General features: G+C 43.8%; 14 protein-coding genes. 6 read left to right on the top strand and 8 right to left on the bottom strand.

Translation table 11 applies throughout. The features are described from left to right. Positions 1–231 precede the first annotated feature (231 nt). The 6 genes from IH597_15795 to IH597_15770 all read left to right on the top strand — a co-directional run bounded on the left by IH597_15795 (position 232) and on the right by IH597_15770 (position 6,995). Positions 232–918, top strand: coding sequence for a tetratricopeptide repeat protein (locus IH597_15795; GenBank protein ID MBE0663920.1), 687 nt, complete (start codon positions 232–234; stop codon positions 916–918). A gap of 64 nt (positions 919–982) precedes the next feature. Beyond that, on the top strand, positions 983–1,957 hold the full coding sequence (locus tag IH597_15790; GenBank protein ID MBE0663919.1) for a methionyl-tRNA formyltransferase: 975 nt from the start codon (positions 983–985) through the stop codon (positions 1,955–1,957). A gap of 198 nt (positions 1,958–2,155) precedes the next feature. After that, a complete protein-coding gene (locus IH597_15785) occupies positions 2,156–2,425 on the top strand; it encodes an HU family DNA-binding protein (GenBank protein ID MBE0663918.1) in 270 nt (89 codons plus the stop codon). A gap of 159 nt (positions 2,426–2,584) precedes the next feature. Then, complete coding sequence (locus IH597_15780) at positions 2,585–3,772, top strand: YgeY family selenium metabolism-linked hydrolase (protein MBE0663917.1); 1,188 nt, start codon at positions 2,585–2,587, stop codon at positions 3,770–3,772. A gap of 238 nt (positions 3,773–4,010) precedes the next feature. After that, positions 4,011–5,192 carry a knotted carbamoyltransferase YgeW gene (ygeW, locus tag IH597_15775; protein MBE0663916.1) on the top strand — a complete coding sequence of 394 codons (1,182 nt, stop codon included), beginning with the start codon at positions 4,011–4,013 and terminating at the stop codon, positions 5,190–5,192. A gap of 336 nt (positions 5,193–5,528) precedes the next feature. Beyond that, positions 5,529–6,995, top strand: coding sequence for a T9SS type A sorting domain-containing protein (locus tag IH597_15770; protein MBE0663915.1), 1,467 nt, complete (start codon positions 5,529–5,531; stop codon positions 6,993–6,995). 40 nt (positions 6,996–7,035) lie between these two features. Here the strand turns inward: IH597_15770 and hydA are convergent, their stop codons facing one another. The 8 genes from hydA to ygfK form a co-directional block, all read right to left on the bottom strand. Further along, entirely contained in the window at positions 7,036–8,415 is a 1,380-nt protein-coding gene (gene hydA, locus IH597_15765) for a dihydropyrimidinase (GenBank protein MBE0663914.1), read from the bottom strand. Between the two features lie 134 nt (positions 8,416–8,549). Continuing rightward, positions 8,550–9,173: a hypothetical protein gene (locus IH597_15760; protein MBE0663913.1), complete on the bottom strand. Its 624-nt coding sequence runs from the start codon at positions 9,171–9,173 to the stop codon at positions 8,550–8,552. A 144-nt stretch (positions 9,174–9,317) separates the two neighbouring features. Further along, positions 9,318–10,592: an amidohydrolase family protein gene (locus IH597_15755; GenBank protein ID MBE0663912.1), complete on the bottom strand. Its 1,275-nt coding sequence runs from the start codon at positions 10,590–10,592 to the stop codon at positions 9,318–9,320. Positions 10,593–10,672: 80 nt separating this feature from the next. Further along, complete coding sequence (gene xdh / locus IH597_15750; protein MBE0663911.1) at positions 10,673–13,231, bottom strand: selenium-dependent xanthine dehydrogenase; 2,559 nt, start codon at positions 13,229–13,231, stop codon at positions 10,673–10,675. Further along, a complete protein-coding gene (gene thrC / locus IH597_15745) occupies positions 13,225–14,463 on the bottom strand; it encodes a threonine synthase (protein ID MBE0663910.1) in 1,239 nt (412 codons plus the stop codon). Before thrC ends, xdh begins: the two co-directional genes overlap by 7 nt. Before the next feature lie 129 nt (positions 14,464–14,592). After that, positions 14,593–16,041 (bottom strand): pyridoxal-phosphate dependent enzyme, encoded by a 1,449-nt coding sequence (locus IH597_15740; GenBank protein MBE0663909.1) that lies wholly within the window; start codon positions 16,039–16,041, stop codon positions 14,593–14,595. Between the two features lie 161 nt (positions 16,042–16,202). Next, complete coding sequence (locus IH597_15735; GenBank protein ID MBE0663908.1) at positions 16,203–16,586, bottom strand: GxxExxY protein; 384 nt, start codon at positions 16,584–16,586, stop codon at positions 16,203–16,205. A gap of 103 nt (positions 16,587–16,689) precedes the next feature. Further along, positions 16,690–19,998: a putative selenate reductase subunit YgfK gene (gene ygfK, locus IH597_15730; GenBank protein ID MBE0663907.1), complete on the bottom strand. Its 3,309-nt coding sequence runs from the start codon at positions 19,996–19,998 to the stop codon at positions 16,690–16,692. Positions 19,999–20,072 lie beyond the last annotated feature (74 nt).

Below are 20,072 nucleotides of genomic sequence, written 5' to 3'. Positions count from 1 at the left end.
CTTTATAAACCTGTGTTTCATCGGTAAAACTTGAAACAAAATGAGTTGTTGCTGAAAGCAGGTTCATATCCGGGTCTGGGCTCACATAAGCAACCGATGCAGGAACTGAATAGCTGTGAAGGAATATGTTTCTGTTTTGCAAGAAAGTTTCAACAAACACTGCTTATTAATTGAACCAATTGCTTTTGTTAAACAAAAAATAATCTATTTTTGCACGCTAAATAAAAAACCATGGCCAAGAAGAAAGATAAAACAGAAGAAAACATCACTGCAGTTGAAGAAGCTTTGAGCAGATCCGAGCTTTTTATTGAGAAAAACCAGAAAACACTTACCATCGTTATTGGTGTGATTATTCTGATTGTGCTTGCGTTTTTCGGCATCAGAAAATTTGTGATCGAACCCAGGGAAGATGAAGCAAAAGCAATTATTTTCAAAGCTGAACAATATTTTGCCAGTGATTCACTCAACCTGGCATTGAATGGCGATGGCAATTACCCTGGCTTTCTAGAAATTATTGACGAATACTCCTGGACCAAAACAGCCCGTCTTGCAAATTATTATGCCGGGGTTATTTACCTGAAAACAGGGGAGTATGAAGAGGCTATCAGTCATCTGAAAAAATTCCGTAGTAAGGATTTCCTTGTCAACAACATGGCTACTGCAGCAATCGGCGATGCTTATCTTGAGCTTAATGAACCATCAAAAGCTGTAAGTTATTATCTGAAAGCTTCTAAAAGCAACGTCAACGATTTTTCTACCCCTGTTTATCTCATGAAAGCTGCACAAACGTATGAGATTATGGACGAATGGAACAAAGCGATTGATATTTACCAAAGGCTCAAAAAAGATCATTTCGAGACCCAGGAAGGACGCGAAGCTGAGAAGTTTATCGCCCATGCCCAGGCAAAGATGAAATAGATTAATTCACAGCAAAATATTCTGAACCTGTCGCTGGCGGCAGGTTTTTTTATATAAAGCAATGATGAAACCCCGCCAATTATTCCGTGTTGTTTTTATGGGAACCCCACCGTTTGCCGTGCGAACCCTTGAGGAATTGCATGAAGCGGGGTATTCTGTCGTGGGCGTGGTTACGGCAGCTGATAAACCAGCCGGTCGTGGCTTACAGCCGAGGTTCTCGGCTGTAAAGCAATTTGCTCAAAAACACAATATGGCCTTGTTCCAGCCGACATCGTTGAAAGAAGATTCCTTCATCGAATCTTTGAAAGCCCTTCAGGCCGATCTGTTTGTGGTTGTTGCTTTCAGGATGCTTCCTGAAATGGTTTGGCGCCTTCCTGAGCATGGGACTATTAATCTACACGCTTCTCTGCTCCCTCAGTATCGGGGCGCAGCTCCCATTAACTGGGCCATTATTAACGGTGAGATTAAAACCGGGATCACTACCTTCTTAATTGACCGCGAAATTGACACCGGCAAAATTCTGATGCAGGAAGAAACGCATATAGCTCTGTCCGAGACTGCAGGTGAACTGCATGATCGTTTGATGGAAAAAGGTGCTGCCCTGGTGCTGAAAACCGTAGATGCAATTCGTGAAGGCAGCATAAAACTGCTGGATCAGAAAGTGCTTATTCCGGACTATCCGGCGTTAAAAAAGGCTCCCAAAATTTTAAAGGCAGATTGCCATATCAACTGGAGCCAGGATGCTGATGCTGTTTTTAACCGCATCAGGGGATTAAGTCCGCACCCTGCTGCATTTACTTTCTTAAAATCGCCCGATGGGACTACATTTCAGATGAAAATATTCAGTGCCCGGCCAGCCAAAGAATTTTCTCCATGCGAACCGGGTGATATCTTTGTCAATTCCCAAAATCAGGTTTTTGTTGCTGTTAAAGATAGCTCAATTGAATTATTGGAGGTACAGCTTGCCGGAAGGGCTCGCATGAACACAAAAAACTTTCTCAACGGCTTTAAAATTGATTCTGGGTGGAAGGTAGAATAGCCCTTCTACAAGCTGCGCCTGATAAGGATTAGAATGAAAAGCCGGGCAAAAGCGACGGTTTTTATTAACAAATCCATGTTTTTACTAACATTTTCGCGGGTTGCAGACACTTAAAAGTTGATTTCGGCGCTAAATAGCGTATATTTGCGTTTACTTTTCACACAGATATTATTGAGTATTAATTTAAAATTTAAAAAAATGAACAAAGCTGAATTAATTGATGCTATTGCAGCAGAAGCTGGCTTGACCAAAGCCGATTCAAAGAAAGCCCTGGAAGCTTTCGTAAAAGCCACCACCGGTGCACTTGCCAAAGGCGATCGCGTTGCCCTCGTTGGATTCGGATCTTTCTCAGTAGCCAAAAGGGCTGCCCGCAAAGGACGCAACCCTCAAACTGGTAAAGAAATCAACATCAAAGCTAAATCGGTTGTTAAGTTCAAAGCTGGCGCTGAACTAGCTGGTGCAGTTTAGAAAAGATCCCTCATACTTCTGGAAGCTCCTTCACGGGAGCTTTTTTGTTTTAGATCTTCGCCAATACCCAATGACAGGAGTCTTAATATTTCTAATTTTGCTGGATCGTAAGCTTTGAATTAGTACAATCATTCTCATTTTTAAACTGACCCCTTTATCATGGAAACCATTTACCAGAAAATAAACAATGCAGCAGCAAAATACAGCGCTTATACCGCTGAGAACCTTTCCAGATTGGTTCGCATAAAATCGCTCAGCGCTAAAGAAAAGGATGTTCAGCTTGAACTCAAACGCCAGATGGAAGAAGCGGGTTTTGATGAAGTGATAATTGATGGCCTCGGCAATGTGATTGGGCGCATTGGCAATGGTAAAAGAATTCTGGCAATTGATGGCCACATGGATACAGTTGATCTTGGGCGAACCGAAAATTGGGATTTCGATCCGTTGGGTGGAGAAATCAGCAATGGTTATGTTCATGGACGCGGAACAGTAGATCAGAAAGGCGGTGTGGCTGCGTTTGTAACTGCCGGTCGTATTTTGAAAGACCTGGGTTTTAATAAAGACCTGACAATTTACTTTGTCGGCAGCGTGATGGAAGAAGATTGTGATGGCCTCTGCTGGAAATACATTGTTGAGGAAACAGGCATCAGACCTGATTTTGTAATCAGTACCGAACCAACCAACCTGGGAATTTATCGGGGGCAACGCGGTCGCATGGAAATGCATGTACATTTTTACGGCGTTTCATCTCATGGTTCCGCACCCGAACGAGGGAAGAATGCAATTTATATGGCCTCAAGAATTGCGCTGGAAATTGAAAAACTGAATGAAAACTTACCTGGTGATGATTTCTTAGGCAAGGGTAGCATTACAATTTCAGAAATTATCTCAGGAAGTCCTTCGCTATGCGCGGTTGCTGATTACGCCCGAATTCATCTCGATCGCCGCCTTAGCTGGGGCGAAACCAAAGAATCTGCTGTAAAGGAAATTGAAGAGCTCATTGCCGGAACAGATGCAAAGGTGGAACTGTTGCATTACGAAGAAACTGCATACACCGGCTTGAAATATGGAATGGAGAAGTATTATCCAACCTGGAAAATTCCTGAAGACCATGAAATTGTGAAAGTGGGAGTGGAAGCGTTTCAACAACTTTTCAATAAACATCCGAATATTGATAAATGGACTTTCTCAACCAACGGAGTTACAATCAACGGCCTTTATGGAATTCCGGTGATTGGCTTCGGGCCGGGCAATGAAGTCATGGCCCACGCCCCGAACGAAAAAGTACCCATAGAAGATCTAGTGGCAGCCTCGGCGTTTTATGCGGCGTTTGCTTATTGTTTGTAGCAGCTTAGGACTTATTTGATGTTCAAAGATACAACGACAATATCAATCCCCCTAACCCCCTTCGACAAGAGGGACTCGCTCTTTGCAAGTGTTCTCATAAAATCCCAACATTGCATTTCTCTAATACTCCATTACTCCATTACTCCATCACTCTACCAATAAACCAATAAACTAATTGACTACTTGGTTACTTGACTACTTAACCACTGCTTCACAGCATCACAACAACGAAAAGAACATGAAAACAAGAATCGAAAGATTAAGCCAACTCAATACCAGTCTCTACGGCAAGGACTTCCTGCTTACCTGGGAAAAAAGCCAGGATGATTTATTGATGATCCTCGAACTGGCCGATTTATTGAAATTGATGCGCCAGCAAAATATTTCACCCCGGATTTTTGATTCAGGTTTGGCTGTTTCCATTTTTAGGGATAAATCAACACGAACACGCTTTTCCTTTGCTTCAGCAGCCAATTTGCTCGGGCTTGCGGTTCAGGACATGGATGAAGAAAAATCGCAGATTGCGCATGGAGAAACCGTGAGGGAAACGGCCCAGATGATTTCATTTCTCGCCGATTTCATCGGCATACGTGATGATATTTTCCTTGGCGAAGGCAACAAATACATGCGCGAAGTGGCGGCTTCGCTGGATGAAGGGTTCGCAAAAGGCGTACTTCCAGTCAGACCCGGAATAGTTAATTTGCAATGCGATATGGATCATCCCACCCAAAGCATGGCCGATTTGTTGTTTCTGAAAAATCATTTTGGTTCGGTAGAAAACCTGAAAGGTAAAAAACTTGTAATGAGCTGGGCTTATTCGCCGAGTTATGGCAAACCGCTTTCCGTTCCTCAAGGCATTATAGCACTTATGACCCGCTTTGGAATGAATGTTGAACTTGCTTATCCGGATGGTTATGGTCTGATCCCTGAAATCACTGAAACAGCAGCCGGGTTCGCAAACCAGCATGGTGGTAGTTTTAATATCAGCCATTCCATGAAAGATGCTTTCAGGGATGCCGATATCGTTTACCCGAAAAGCTGGGCGCCTTTTCATGTGATGCAGCAACGCACCGAACTGCTGAAGCTGGCAGATAAGAACGGCCTCCACGAGCTTGAGCAACAATGCCTTATTCATAATGCAAAACACCAGGATTGGGAATGCAATGAGGAAATGATGCGCCTTAGCCGCGATGGCAAAGCCCTGTACATGCATTGTCTGCCGGCTGATATTTCAGACGTTTCGTGCAAACATGGCGAAGTCAGCGCTGCTGTGTTTGACAAATACCGCCTGCTAACTTACCAGGAAGCCGGTTTTAAACCTTATATCATTGCCGCTATGATGCTGGCGAACTGCTTGGCGAATCCAGCTGAGTTGCTTGGCAAAATAATTGACAGCAACAAGGAGAGGCAGTTGGTTTAAACTTCTGGCTGATTTTATGCCTACCTTACCCGTCCGACCGCTTCGAGCGGTCTGACGAATAATTGAATACACTTTGTAAAGATTATTCATTACAAAATACAAGGTGAGGCACAAGTTCAAAAGCTTTCTGGAACTCTATAAATCAATTTGAAAACTGCTAATCAAAGAATTTGTGAGAATTTATTACATCAATTTATGGTGATCTGGTCTATATTTGTAAGCATTCACCAATATTAGGCTTCATTGAAAAATTTTACTGACAGACTAGGGGTAAAGCCAAAGTTAGCTGTCACATATTTCGAGCCCCTTGTTGATTTAAATTAACCCCCATTCATCATGAAAAAACCATTCCTGTTATCCATCTTATTTCTCAGCCTGGTTTTCCAGGTTGCATCGCAGAATTATCAGACTGTTAATTCGGACAGGGTTGCTTCTTTTCAGTATAATGGCGATCATGGCTTTGTGAGGATAGATTCGGTTGCTTATGATACTGACTCAATCCTGATCCCATTCCGGAACATTCAGGATGTTGATTATTGGTGTTATACCATTAACGGGGCACACTGGCTTGGCGATAAGATTATCATCCGTGAAGACGGCTTTAACATCTTCTTAAACAGAGACGGTGATAGCATCTACATCAATACTGCAGCTTCATTGAATGACAGTTGGACGACGTTTCACCGCCAGGGGGAACTATCCATAATTTCAACTGTGATTAACCATGATACAATGAGTTTTCTGGGGTTGCAAGATTCCGTTAAAACAATTGGCTTTCAGGTTTATAACGAATTAATGAACCCAATGAATCATCTAATCAATAATTACACAATTAAATTAAGCAAAAACTATGGCTTTGTCAGAACCTTGAATTATACCATTTTCTCAGATCTGCTTCCCACTTCTTATCCGCCGGTACAGTTTGAAAACTTAGTTGAGTTTGATATTTCAGGTTTATCTGATCCTGTAACCGGGATTCAGGATTTTACCTGGATGGATATTTATGATTTTCAGCCGGGAGATGAAATTCATGTGAAACGTTACTGGTCACAAACTATGCAGGAAACCGACATCCAGCTACTCATTTTGCGGTATCTTGAGCGGACTGACTATCCTGATTCGATTGTATATCATGCAGAGCGGATTTTCAGCAGGGATTACAAAAATCAGGGCAATTACACCTTTACTTTTATCCACGATACCATTCCTGAGATTATCCATCCTAATCCAATTTTTGATAAATTGCCTGGAGAAGTGGGGATTGATACAATTACTTATGGTTCGGAACTAATTGCATACTCGCTGAAAATGTACTCAGGTACACATCTCGCCAAAATAATCCCGGAGGAAAATTATTGGTTCTTTAATTATGGTGACACATGTTGGCATACAGCGATTTATGATGGCTGTATGTCAGATTATGCATACTACAAAGGATTGGGCGGGCCATACCTTTGGTGCTGGTGGTTCGGAGAAAGTTATCGTAGCCTCGTATATTATAAAAAAGGCGATGTGGAATGGGGAACCCCGCTGGTTATCGTTGGGTTAGAAGAGGCAAAATTATCGTCTGATGTAAAGGTGTACCCCAACCCTGTTAAGGATTATCTAAGTGTAGAACTTAAGGAATCGGCTTTACCTGCAAAAATTGAAATCTATAATGTTATGGGAAGTTTGCTGAAAGAATTCGTGTTAATGGAAACCAATCAGCAAATCAGCCTTCAACAACTAACACCCGGGCTTTATTTTTACCAGATCGTAAATGAAAAAGAAGCGCTGGGATCGGGAAAACTGGTGGTGGAATAGCTGTGAAACCCCAACGGGTTCTTAAAACCCCGTCAGGTTTTTAGAAACCCCGACGGGCTGGGTTTGCAAGATAGCATCCTGGATTTTGGACTTTAATTTCCCCTTTTCGAGCCGCAATTTCTCCTCCTTTGATCACATACTCCGGGCTGCCAGTTGTTTTGAATCCATCGTAAATATTGAGATCGCAATGCTGATGATGCGAGCTGGCTGAAATGATGTTTTTGGTGTTTGGATTCCAGATCACAAGGTCGGCATCGGAGCCAACGGCAATTGCGGCTTTACGGGGATAGAGACCAAAGATTTTTGCTGGCATCGCAGCGGTCAGATTCACAAATTGCTGCAAAGTGATCCTGTTTTCCAACACTCCATAAGTGTAAAGCAAAGCTAGTCGGTGCTCAACGCCTCCGGCTCCGTTTGGAATCTTGCGGAAATTATTCAGGCCGGCTTTTTTTTGAGCCAGTGTAAACGGACAATGGTCGGTTCCAACAGATTGTATCAAGCCTTCCGAAAGAGCCTTCCAAAGCGCTTCATTATCTGTTTTTTTACGTAGCGGCGGGCTCATCACAAATTTTGCGGTCTGACTAAAATCCCCTTCATACAGTGAATCATCCAGCAGGAGATACTGGGGACAGGTTTCAGCAAATACTTCCTGACCGGCTTCCCTGGCTTTTCTGATGTGTTCCAGTGATAAAGCAGAAGAAATATGCACCAGATAAACTGCGCAACCAGCTTCCTTCGCCATTTCAAGCAATTTGCGAACCGCTCTTGCTTCAGTTTCAGGTGGACGGGAAAGGGCATGATATTTAGGTTCAATTTTTCCCTGTTCAAAATATTTGTTTCGTAAAACCTCAATCTCATCGCCGGTTTCACAATGCACGGCAACGATTCCGTTGGCTTTTCCAACAATTTTCAGAACCTTCAGCAAATCATCATCATTCAGCCCGATATTGGATTTATAGGCCATGTAAACCTTGAAGGACCGGATGCCCATTTCAATACATTGCTCCAGTTCCTTTTCGGTGTTTTCAGTGAACTCAACAGGGCTGACATGAAACATAATATCGGTGAGCGCTGAACCAGCTTCTTTTTTTCGGATATCAAGCGCTTCGGTGATGGATTGGCCGCGCATTGGGGTCACAAAATCAATGATGGTAGTTGTACCTCCAATAAGAGCAGCACGGCTGCCGCTTAAAAAATCATCAGACGAAAAACCGGCTGGAGCCGGCAAGTGCATATGTACATGTGGATCAATTCCGCCGGGCAGAACATAACAAGCTTTGGCGTCAATCTCTTGGGCGCTGCCTGGTTCAGAAGGCAGATTTTCAACGATCCGGCTGATCGTCCCTTTTTCAATGAGGATATCAGCAGGATATGTCTGCTTATCAGTAACGATGGTTCCGTTGCGGATGATTGTTTTCATGAGTAAGTCTTAAGTCCAAAGGCCAAAATTCAAAGTCCAAAGAAAAAGTAGGCAGTGGCAGTAGGCAGCGGCAGTCGTATTAATCCAACTAATAACCTGCGAAAATCCTATAAATCTGCGTCATCAGTGTTCCATCATTTCAGTGTTTTCTCAAACAAGCCATCTGCATTCTCCACAAAGCCTATCTTTCTGAGGTATCCTGCATACTTTTTACTTTTTCCATCGGCTATCACTTTCCTGAATCCGGCATCTGCGAATTTGGTATTCAGTTGTCCGTAAATAAACCGCCCATTCTTAAAATCCCTATACTCAGGAAGGACAAAATCCAGTCCCACGCTCAATGTATTGTCTTCTTTACGATGTGCAAGGAAAACACCTGCCACAGCCATGTTTCGCAAAGTAAAGAAACTTACAGTATTCATTTCCGGCTTATAGCTGAATCCGGGAAAGAATTTTTGAATATCCTCATTATGAAATTCAAGAAAGCGGATCAGATAGCGGTTTTCAGGCCTGACTTCCAGGATCTCAAAAATTTCTTTTTTTGAATAGATACTTACAAGGTAATAAACGTCCACCAGTACAATGAAAGAATTTAAAAACCCAACCGGCCATGCTCCGATCAGGAAGCCATAAACAGCAAAGGTAGTTGCTCCGGCGAGGTTGATCCACCTGAATTTCAGGATTGAGTTCATGGTCATCGAAATAGCGATGATCGCCGAAGCGATGTAACCAATCCATTGTAGTGTGACAATATCCATTGAGATTTACAATTTATGATTGTTCAAAGTTCAAAGTTCAAAGTTTCAGGTTCAGATATCGGGATTGATAAAAGGTTCCTTAAGTTAGCTCTTCGAAATACTCTAGGGCCCATTAACCTTGAACTTTAAACCCGGAACCTTGAACTATAGCTTCTTCCACAACTTCTCCGCCTGCTCTCTGGTAAAACTTAACGCTTCCTGCTCATCAATGTTTTGTAGCAATCGGTCTTTGACAATCAGCTTACCGTTGCTGATCACATGCTGCACATGGTTCGAATGTAAACCGAAGATGAACTGCCCCAAGAAGTTTTCCTGCTTGAATGGGGTAGGGGAGTCGTAATCCATTACCACCAGGTTGTTTTCGCCGTCGCCTTTGAACCCATTTGTGTTCAGGTATCGGTGCACATTCCTGAACCGTTGATAAGCAGATGCATAATTGATGTTATCAGACTTTTGTCCGGCAAAAAAAGCGGCTTTTGAGCTTTGCAGCATATCGCTGTGCATGCCGTCGGTTCCAAGCATGATACTGTTCGGATCCAAACCTTCACCATTGAAGTAACCTACTTTATTTTTGAGGTTGCTTTCCATGTTCTGGACCATCCAGGCTTTACTTTCACTGATAATTTTCCGCTCAGATTCGCTTAGGTGCAATCCATGCACCAGGATGGTTTTGGCGAAGTTGAGCAAGCCAAAATCCCTGAGTCGTTCAGTCACATTTTTCTCATGATGCGCAATGCAATGTTCCTGATCGTAAAGATCCTCAGCAATGTGCATATGCACACCGGTATTGTATTTTTCGGACAGGCTCGCTGCTTTTGCAAGGGTTTCATCGCTTACGGTGAAAGAGGCATGCACTCCTACCAACCCCTGATTGTTTTCCAGATGGCGTTCATTTTCATCCAAACCCTGTTCAGCTTTATCCTTGCCGTCACGGTCGGTGATCTCATAACAGAGCAAATGGCTCACACCCACTTTTTCAAAAGCATTGGCAATGATCTCAAGTGAGCCTTCAATGCAATTTGGAGAAGCGTGGTGGTCAATGGCGAAGGTAGCGCCGGCTTTGGCGCAGGCCATGGCAGTTGCCAAAGCGCTGGCTTCAATGCTTTCCTTATCCAATGCTTTGTCGAGGTTCCACCAGATGTATTGAAGAATTTCCCTGAAGTTCTGTGGGGATTTTGCCGGGGCAGGCATACCTCGCGCCAGCGCGGAATATACGTGGTGATGCCCAACGGCAAAGGATTTGGTAACATATTTGCCGGTGCAGTCAATGATCTCATCATGTGAGTCAGTTTGAACCTGGTCTGAATTTTTAAAAGACTTCAGTTGCTTTCTTTCACCTTCTTCAACAAGAATATTGGTTTGTGAGAATTTGAGAGTTTCCCAATTGATGAATGTTGCATTTTTAAGTAGAATTGCCATAATGTTTATAATTGGAACGCAGATGACGCAGATTATGCGGATTTACGCTGATTAATCTGTGATCATCAGTTCAATCCGCGTCATCCGCGTTCTATCGGTTTTAAAGGTAATTTCGTTCTCTTTATTCCGTCAAAATTATAAAAAGCGTTTGCAACAGCCGAAGCTGTAGGAACCAGCCCGATTTCTCCAATGCCTTTGGCGCCGTAAGGCCCGACAGGGTCTTTCACTTCCACCATTTTGACCACAATTTCAGGAGTTTCATGTGCACGCAGGATTTTCAGGTCGCGCATATTGTCGCTTACTAAAAAACCGTCTTTCATTGGTAGGTTTTCGGTGAGAGCATAACCAAGCCCCATATGCACGCCTCCATGTACCTGTCCTTCAAACAGCATGGGATTCATGATTTTACCGCCATCATGGGCAGCGACAATTTTTTCAATTTCTCCCTTTTCATTCAATACGCAAAGCTGAGCGGCATAGCCATAAGAATAATGAGTGATTTGCTCTACGCCAGACGTTCCGGGTTTTGTGGTCCAGTCACATACAAATTCCCCGCGGTAGGTTTTACCGGCAAGCTCTTTCAGCGATTTTAATTTCAAATCTTCTATCAAGGGTTTTGCAGCATTGATGATTGCGAGACCCAATAAAGCTGTTGCGCGTGAGGAAGTAGTCATGCCGGTGGGAATTCCAGCATTTGTATCAACCACTACATCAATTATCTGTGGATCAATGCCGGTTTCTGTGCAAAGGGTTTGTATGGCCATGTTGTGAACTCCCTGGCCCATTTCAGTCCAACCATGTTTGATCACGACTTTATCAATCGAAACAATTTCGATTATCACCTTTGATTCGTCAATCATCCCGTTGCCAACCCCTGAGTTTTTGATGGCGGTGGCGATCCCGGAAAATTTGGATTTATAAAAATCTTCTTTCAACGCTTCAAGGCAGGCCCTGATGCCCACACCATACACTTTGTGGCCGGTGGAAGTAGCCAAACCATCCACCAAAGCGTTGTCATACCTAAACTTCCAGCGGTCGAAGCCGGCCTGGTAGCAAATATCATCAATACAGCTTTCGAGCGCAAAATTCACCTGGTTCGCACCGAAACCACGCATGGCGCCACTGGGAATGTTGTTGGTGTAAACGGTTCGGGCTTCAATGGAAACATTGGGGATAAAATAACCACCGGCAGCATGGCCTGCTACGCGCTCCATCACCTTGGTTCCCACCGAGGCGTAAGCGCCGGTATCGCCGGTGGCCAGTAGTTTTAATCCTATAATTTTCCCGTTTTCGTCGGCAGCAAGTTCCATATCCATAAAAACCGGATGCCGCTTGGGATGCAGGCGGATGCTTTCGCCACGGCTGATGCTTAGTTTCACCGGTTTCTGAAGCAGAAATGCGAACAGCGCGGCATGTGCCTGCACACTCAAATCCTCTTTTCCTCCGAACCCGCCACCATTGGGAACCTGGATCACATGGATTCTTTCTTCAGGAATATTCAGAACCGGGGCGATTTGTCGGCGATCTACATAAATTCCCTGACTTTGACTGTAAAGCACCAATCTTCCATTTTCATCGGGGTGGGCGATGGCGCTTTCCTTTTCCAGGAAGGCGTGCTCAATGCGCTGGGTTTCATAGCTGCCTCGAGAAATGTACTTTGCCTCACTAAAGGCAGCACCGGTGTCGCCAACGGTGAATTTTGTGGTGTCGAAATGGTTGGGTTTTCCTGGATGAACCCGCTCGCCGTCAATGGCTTCAAACACATCGGTAACCGGTTTGAGCACTTCATAATCCACTTCAATTAGTGAAATAGCTTTACGGGCAATTTCTTCCGAATCGGCCACCACGCCGGCAATAACATCGCCAATGTAATGATTAGCTTGCCCTTCGGCGATCATTATCGGCCAGTCGTCATAAATCAAACCCACGTTCTGCTTGCCGTGAATGTCGGCGGCTGTAAATATTTTCTGAACCCCAGGCAATGCAGCAGCTTTTTTGGTGTGAATATTTTTAACAATTGCTTTCGGATGATCGCTGAACTTCAAAGCTGCGAAAAGCATTCCGTCAAGGAAAATATCATCAACAAACTTTCGGATTCCCAGGGCGGTTTCGAAAGCTTTGTATTTTGGATGTGAGTTGCCAACCTCACCTGTGGTTTCAGTAATCTCAACCAGAAGGTTCTCACGAAGAGCCTTAGCAGATTCGAGAATTGCTTCTTCAATTTTCTTGTAACCCGTGCATCGGCATAAATGCGGTTTGATAGCCTGTCGAATCTCGTGGATGTCAGGGTTTGGGTTCTTTTGCAGCAGCACCTTGGTTCGGGCAATAAAACCCGGAATACAGAAACCGCATTGCACAGCGCCACTATTTACAAAGGATTTGGCGATTGTTTCTTTAACATAATCCGGAAAGCCTTCCATCGTAAGAACCACAGCATCCTGCAATTTTGCCATTTTAATCAGACATGCAAGCTTTGCTTCTCCATTGATCTCGACGGTGCAAGCCCCGCAAACGCCCTGACCTGAGCAGCCATCTTTTTCTGCTGTGAGGTGTTGGTCGAGGCGAAGGAAATTTAGCAATGTTTTATCTGGAGCGCCATTGTAAACCACCAATGTTCCGTTGAGCGTAAAATTTACCATTTGATAAAATCTTTCAGGTTCGCAATTGTTGGACTGATTGATGAAGGCAACTTAATTACAGATCCAAGGCATCCTGTATCTTTGAGTCCGCTTCCGGTGAGTAAAACTACATTGCTTGAACCAGGCTCAATCAAAGCTTTATGCTGATATAAACACAATCCTCCATAGGCCGCCGCCGATGCCGGTTCAGTAAAAATGCCTGTTTCTTTTGCAAGGAGTTTTGATGCATCAATAATCGCGTTGTCAGGGATGATCAACGTTTCGCCATTGTATATTTCAATGTACTTTTTGGCCATGTGAAAGTTTCGCGGATAATCAACCGCTATTGAATCGGCTATGGTTACACTCGCTCTGGATTCAAACACAGTGTTTGTTAAGTTTCTTACAAGGTTGTCACTTCCCGAGGATTGCACAGCAACAATGATTGGCATCTTTTCGATGATGCCCAGGTTTAACAAATCTTCAAATCCCTTGTAAACACCCGAAATAATTACTCCATCACCAACCGGAACGAATATTCTGTCAGGAACCGTAAACCCCATTTGTTCAAACAATTCAAAGGCTACTGTTTTTTTCCCTTCGATGGTGAGGGGATTGTAGGCAGTATTGCGGTTGTACCATCCGAACTTATCTGAAGCTTCAATGCTCAAATCAAAAGCCTGGTCGTAGGTTCCCTTAACCGGAACAATGATTGCTCCATACATCATGATTTGTGTCAGCTTGGCAATGGGTGCAGTTTCCGGAACCATAATGATCGCCTTCTGACCCTGTGCGGCACAAATCCCGGCAAGCGATGAACCTGCATTTCCTGTTGAAGCAGCAACTATGTTATTTAGCCCTCTTTCTTTAGCGAAAGTTGAGACCAAGGCTGAAGCGCGGTCTTTGAATGAGAAGGTCGGGTTTTGGGAATCATCTTTTATATATAAATTGAAAGGAATATTTACCCCATTTAACTTTTCGATTTGATAAAGTGGTGTCTTCCCGATTTTTAGCTTAGGCAGGCTGGAAAGGCTTTCAATTGGCAGAATATCAAGAAATCCATTTTGCTTCAGTTGTTGGAAATCTATCTTTCTTTCTCTTAAAGCCTGGTAATCGTAGATTACTTTCAACACGCCCCTGGGTGGCTCTTTGGGATGTTGGTATCTGTTGCATTCCGGGCATAGGTAAATTACCTCTTCTGAACCGTATTCCGATCCGCAGGTGGTGCACTGGTATTTGAACTTTTGATCCATTTGATTTTGATTGGAACGCTGATGACGCGGATTGAACTGATGATCGCTGATTTTGAAGTTATTTTATCCATCAGACCGCTTGGAGCAGTCGGACGGGCTTTATCCGCATCATCCGCGTTCTATTGTCTTCTACACGCCTGTTTTCTCATTAAATTCCTTGATCATAACATCCCAATCATCCGCCATCTTAAAATGCGTATCAAAATAATCCGGGTCGTACCATTGGGCGTTGAGTTCATCCACCGTTTTGCCTTGTTGCTCCACCCAGGTAAAATATTTCAGGTTATGTATAGCCTTGCGATCCTGATAGGAAAGTTCTTTCATATTATCAGTCTGGGTTCCCATCAGGCATTTCTCAAAATCGCGTGCAGACTGAAGCGCTGTGTATTCCCCCCGTTCCTTTTTGAGTTCTTCCAGCCGCGATTGATACAACTCAACACTGTCGGTAGCGATGGTCATAATTACATCATTTTCAGTATATTCAAAATATTTAGTGGTTTTTATGGCCGATAAAAGATTGGCAATACTTGAAATCCCTAATAAATGCAGTTGATCAACAACTTCAGGGTCAACACCTTCATTTTTAAGAAATTCTTTTCCGGCAGCTTCATTGAAAAGGCGGAGCAGTCGCATACAATCTTCATCATCAATGGCTGTAACAACATCCGTATTTTTAACATTGTGAACCCAGGGCACATGTTTGTCGCCGATGCCCTCGATGCGATGCCCGCCAAAGCCATTATTTAGCAGTGTAGGGCATTGCAGCGCTTCCGATGCCACCACTTTCATCAGCGGGTATTTCTCCCGCAAATAATCACCAGCAGCGATTGTGCCTGCCGAACCGGTGTTTGAAACATAGGCTGTCAATGTTGAACCAGGCGTTTTCACTTCCTTGAAAGCTTCCTCTATCGCCGGACCAGTAACATGATAATGCCAGGTCGGGTTCCCAAACTCATCAAACTGGTTCAGAATGATGTAGTCAGGTTTGGTTCGGCGGAGTTCCCAACATTTATCATAAATCTCTTTGACGTTCGATTCGCAGCCGGGTGTTGCAAAAATCTCCGCGCCAATTTCCTTCAGCCATTCAAAACGCTCCTGGCTCATTTCCTCCGGAAGGATTGCAACGGCATGACAACCCATCAGGTAAGAATCAAAGGCGCCGCCCCGGCAGTAATTTCCGGTTGAGGGCCACACAGCCTTGTGATGGGTGGGATCGAACTCACCCTGGATAATACGGGGTGCCAGGCAGCCGTATGCTGCGCCAACTTTGTGAGCACCAGTGGGAAACCACTTTCCAACGATCATCACTACCCTGGCTTTAATGCCGGTGAGCTCAGGGGGAATTTCAAGATAATTGACCTTTCCAAAACCACCGCCAAAAGCTTTGGGTTCGTTTTTCCAGGTGATCCTGAATAAGTTGAGAGGATCAAGATCCCAAAGGCCAATGTTTTTAAGTTTGGTTTTGATTGTTTCAGGGATAAGCTCAGGATTTCGCATTTGAGCAAAAGTGGGGAGAATGATCTTTTTCTCCCTGAAGCGTTGGATAGTGTTTTCGAGTGTTTTTTGTTTGTTGTTCATAGTCTTTTGAATAGAACGCGGATGACGCGGATTGAGCGGATGATCGCGAATTAATTAAAACAGTCCGACCGCTTCTAGCGGTCTTACGGATAAAGTTTCCAAAATGGAACACGGACTTGTGCACCGTGGCGTATGACGCAAAATTAGCTGATTCTTACGGATTAGATTTTGTTTTTATTTTGAAATACTTTTCTGTCGAATTGAGGTTTTCTGTCAAAATTAAATAAAAGTCCAACCTCAATATTTGTTGCTTTTAAATAATTGATTAATTGGTATTTGTGCTCGTCGCAAATTGACTCTGACGCCTTAAGCTCAAGGATTACTTTTCCTTCAACTACCAGATCGGCATAGTATTCACCAACTTTTTGTCCTTTATATAATACTCCTATCGGCTCCTGCCTTGATACATGAAACCCCCTATTGTTAAGCTCTTTGTATAGTGCATGTTCATAAACTTTCTCAAGAAAGCCATAAATGAGGGTATTGTAAACCTCATAAAATGCATTGATAATTTTCTCAATAAGTTCTTTTTCAATCAGATTCACAGGATTACTTTTTGATAGAACGCTGATTATGCGGATCAAGCGGATAAGTAGGGATTAAATCCGCGAAAATCTGTTCAATCCGCGTCATCCGCGTTCTATTGCGTCATTCGCGTTCCATAAATGATATCACACCAGAAAGAATTATAGCCATTTCTGCAAACTTGCTTAACTCAATTTCTGCTTCCTCAAAACTATTAATTTCGTAATCAATGACCTCCATCTTGTTTTCATCCAGCACAATACGATTGTTACCAAATTCATAAATCAATCTGCCTTCTTCCCGGGTAAATTTTGTTAGTTTCCCTTTTGATTTACTGTGCAGGATTCTTTTTCCGTTTGCGTGTTCAAGCCAAAAGCCTTCATCTTCACTCTCAAAGGCTTCGTTATTCAGGAATAGATGCGGTTTAACTTTGTAAGGTGCATCAGCAGATGGGCAAAAAGTGTTACAATTCCCGCAATTGTTGCACCAGTCGGCGATGTGGAGAATCTGCCGCTGCTGCTTTACTTCAAAGGGCTGATTATCCTCAGCAATTTCCCAGTTTCCATTTTTGCGAACCAGTTTTTGTAGCTGTATTGAAATCGGCTGAATCTCATAACTATGAAATGCCAGGTTCGGACAAACGGTGGTACAAATATTACAAACTTCGTCGCAGAGCAGGCAGCGTGAAGCTTCATACATGGCTTCTTCCTCGCTGATGGTAGAAGACACGAGGTTGAAGTTTTTCCGGCCTTCCAGCGATGTTTCCCTCACTTCAACCGCTGGCATTTTCGTTGCCCGCATCATCGCATGCCAGTTTATATCCTGCGGCATTCTTAAATTTTCAGGTTTTGTGCTGAACGCAATTTTTTCCCGGTCAATGATTTCCTGTGCTACTTTCCGTCCATCACCAATGGCGTTGATTGCAGTGGAAGCGCCACGCATGGCATCACCGCCAATATAAATCCGGGGAATTTGTGTTTCGTACGAACCTGATTTGGTTCGCAATAAGGTAGGATCACAAAAATCAATGGCGAGTTCCTGTCCAACAGCCGGTATAATTGTGTCAGCTTCTATTTCAAATTCTGAACCGGGAATCTTCACAGGTGTTGGCCTGCCGCTGGCATCTTTCTGGCCCAACGCCATTTTGATGCATGTGATTGAGGTAACTTTTCCATCTTTGGTGTTCACACGAACAGGCGCAACCAGTTCAATAATTTCCGTGCCTTCGGCCAGTGCGGCTTTGATTTCACCCATATCGGCCGGCATTTCCTTAATGGTTCGGCGGTAAACGATGGTGACTTTTCCGTTTTTGCCTACCAGCCTGAAAGCCGTTCGGGCCACATCCATGGCTGTATTGCCTCCGCCGATGATCACAATATTGGTTCCCAACGAGACTTTCTTTCCATCTTTCAGATCCTCAAGAAAGTGTAAAGGATCAATTACTCCAGCAGCTTCTATACTTTCGATCCTGAGTTTGCTGGATCGCTGAGCGCCTGCTGCAATATAGATGTAGTCGTATTCATTTCTCAGTTTTTCGAAGCGTGATTGATTGATTTCCTCATCATAATGAATTTTCACGCCAAGCGATTCAATGTCAGCGACATCGTTCTTTATGGCTTCATCAGTCAGGCGGAATGAGGGAATGCCAGAGGAAACCATGCCACCAGGCCTTGATTTGGTTTCAAAAATTTCAACCTGGAATCCGGCACGGGCAAGGAAAGCAGCGCAGGATAATCCGGAAGGCCCGGCGCCAATCACCGCCACATTTTTGCCGGTTACGGGCTTTACCTGATCTGGCAGCTTCGGGTCGCCCATTATTGCCCGCTCAGCCACAAAACGCTTTATTTCCCTGATCAGAACCGGGTGATCGTAGTTGAGGCGAGTACATTTTAACTGACAGAGATGGTCGCAGATCATGCCGGTAGTTTGCGGGAAAGGATTGGTTTGCCTGATCACCGCAGCGGCTTTTTGAAATTCACCGTTTGCGGTGTGATAATTATAATTTGGAATGTCCTGGTTGGTTGGGCAGGTGTCTTCGCAGGGTGCATGGATGCAATCGAACCAACCTAATGGGCGTGTGGTTTTGATGCTGGGGTCATGCAAGTTGGTTTTCTTGTAGCGCTCTTGTTGCGACACCTTTTCAGCATAATTTTCAAGGTTTGTCAGCACTTCTTGGTTCAGACCGGCTTCGGGATGACCTGCCCGGGCCGATATAAATATTTCGATGCTATGTGCTTTTTTCTGGGCAAAATCATTGCGCAGCTCTTCAATATATTGATGTAGCTTGCCATAGCCGCCAGGTTTCAGCAGGTCGGTGCAGACAGTGACCGGATCCAGGCCGGAAGCTATCAAATCAGTCACATTAAAAGCATCAGCACCTCCGCTGAATGATATATTGAGGCGGCCATTAAAGTCCTGCTGAATTTTGTTTGCAATCGCCACCGAAACCGGATGCAGCGCCCTGCCGCTCATGTACATCATTTTTTCATGAGGCGGAAATACATCCTTGTGGTTCTCACTTTCAAGAGTATTTGTGAGTTTTATCCCAAAGTGCAGATTGTGAATGGACGCAGCTTCATCAAGTGATGAAATGATTTTGATTGCATCATCGTATTTCAGGTCGTGTTCGAATGCCTTATCAGGAATATTGGTTTCGAATCCTGAATTCTTCATGATCTTTTGCAATTCTTCTTTGCCCAATAAAGTTGGGTTGAGCTTAATAGTTGTGTGCAGTTTTTTGTCTCTTAGCAGATAAGTGCCAATGGCTTCAATTTCGTGCGGCGGACAACCGTGCATGGTGGAAAGCGTTACATTATCCGATAATTTCTGACTAATTTTCAATTGTGTGATGCGGGGATAGATAGGTTTAATTTCCTCAATTTTCGCCGCTAGTTCTTGAGTGGCATTCTGCATTTTTTCCAGGAACCATTGTACATTGTCGCTCAGTATGCCTTTGAGGTCGTATCCCACGCTCATGTTGAAAATAAAACCCGGTTCTTCCGCTGACCCGATTCTGAGATGATCTTTCAGCACATGGATCAGAATCCAGGCATTGAGGTATTGATCAAAAGATTGTTCAACCTTCAATTCCTGCGACCACTCACAGTTATAGCCTTCGTCCTGCATGTCAATGCAGGGTTTTGAGATTTCCAGTTCATCAAGGGTTTGAATGGTTTTAAGTTCGATGAATCTTGCACCTGTGAGCCAACCTGCCACAATGTTTTGCGAAAGCTGGGTGTGAGGCCCAGCCGCAAGTCCGATAGGCGTTTCCAGTAAACGCTCGTAGCGATTTGTCCTGAACGGATCAGAAATAACGGGTCGGAAAAATAAATTCTCTGTAATCCCCAAAATGCTTTTATTGCGATTGTATTGATTAAGAATGATTTGAAGTAAGACGGGTAGGGGAGCAGGAAAGAATTTATCGGATGGCATGATGTGCGGCTTAAATTTCTGCTAAATTAGCAAGATTAAATTGAACGCAGAAGAAACAGAATATTCTAGAATAG

It is taken from the genome of Bacteroidales bacterium (assembly GCA_014860575.1).
Taxonomy (GTDB): Bacteria; Bacteroidota; Bacteroidia; order Bacteroidales; family JAAYJT01; genus JAAYJT01.
The sequence above is the reverse complement of the archived record's forward strand: the minus strand, read 5'-3'. Positions and strand labels throughout refer to the sequence as shown.

Bases quoted from the DNA above. Each gene is read 5' to 3' on its own strand.
- IH597_15740 (MBE0663909.1), bottom strand. From the start codon at position 16,041: ATGAACAACAAACAAAAAACACTCGAAAACACTATCCAACGCTTCAGG.
- IH597_15785 (MBE0663918.1), top strand. From the start codon at position 2,156: ATGAACAAAGCTGAATTAATTGATGCTATTGCAGCAGAAGCTGGCTTG.
- IH597_15795 (MBE0663920.1), top strand. From the start codon at position 232: ATGGCCAAGAAGAAAGATAAAACAGAAGAAAACATCACTGCAGTTGAA.
- IH597_15790 (MBE0663919.1), top strand. From the start codon at position 983: ATGAAACCCCGCCAATTATTCCGTGTTGTTTTTATGGGAACCCCACCG.
- IH597_15780 (MBE0663917.1), top strand. From the start codon at position 2,585: ATGGAAACCATTTACCAGAAAATAAACAATGCAGCAGCAAAATACAGC.
- IH597_15755 (MBE0663912.1), bottom strand. From the start codon at position 10,592: ATGGCAATTCTACTTAAAAATGCAACATTCATCAATTGGGAAACTCTC.
- IH597_15760 (MBE0663913.1), bottom strand. From the start codon at position 9,173: ATGGATATTGTCACACTACAATGGATTGGTTACATCGCTTCGGCGATC.
- thrC (MBE0663910.1), bottom strand. From the start codon at position 14,463: ATGGATCAAAAGTTCAAATACCAGTGCACCACCTGCGGATCGGAATAC.
- ygfK (MBE0663907.1), bottom strand. From the start codon at position 19,998: ATGCCATCCGATAAATTCTTTCCTGCTCCCCTACCCGTCTTACTTCAA.
- hydA (MBE0663914.1), bottom strand. From the start codon at position 8,415: ATGAAAACAATCATCCGCAACGGAACCATCGTTACTGATAAGCAGACA.
- xdh (MBE0663911.1), bottom strand. From the start codon at position 13,231: ATGGTAAATTTTACGCTCAACGGAACATTGGTGGTTTACAATGGCGCT.
- IH597_15770 (MBE0663915.1), top strand. From the start codon at position 5,529: ATGAAAAAACCATTCCTGTTATCCATCTTATTTCTCAGCCTGGTTTTC.
- ygeW (MBE0663916.1), top strand. From the start codon at position 4,011: ATGAAAACAAGAATCGAAAGATTAAGCCAACTCAATACCAGTCTCTAC.